This is a genomic window from Secundilactobacillus oryzae JCM 18671 (assembly GCF_000740055.1).
Classification (GTDB): Bacteria; Bacillota; Bacilli; order Lactobacillales; family Lactobacillaceae; genus Secundilactobacillus; species Secundilactobacillus oryzae.
This window is the reverse complement of sequence record NZ_BBJM01000085.1, coordinates 1-339: the sequence shown is the minus strand read 5'-3', so window position 1 is coordinate 339 and position 339 is coordinate 1. Positions and strand designations below refer to the sequence as shown.

Below are 339 nucleotides of genomic sequence, written 5' to 3'. Positions count from 1 at the left end.
ATTAAGCCGGATTCCGTAATTTAGTTCCGTCGTATCCGTAACCCAAACTTGGTTAGCTGCGGTTTGGTCAAATTGTCGGTTAAGAATATTTTCAGCTTCATAAGTTTGCTGGGCTTGAATACGTTTATGGGTTGGCTGACGATAGTCAGCTTTGATACTATGGTCTTTCATAATGCGAATGACTCGTTTCTTATTGACGGTATAAGGAATCTGATGACTTAACTTGATTAACCTAGTCATTTTGTCATAGCCAACGCTTTGCTTGTGTTCATTTTCTAACTGTTTAATCAATTGGAGAATCTCCGATTCTTCAATCTCATATTTAGTCGGTTCATGTTT

At 37.8% G+C, this 339-nt stretch carries 1 protein-coding gene; it reads right to left on the bottom strand.

The genetic code is table 11. The features are described 5' to 3' along the window. Positions 1-339: IS3 family transposase (locus LOSG293_RS09865; RefSeq protein ID WP_034529921.1), on the bottom strand; the 339-nt coding region annotated here is incomplete at both ends.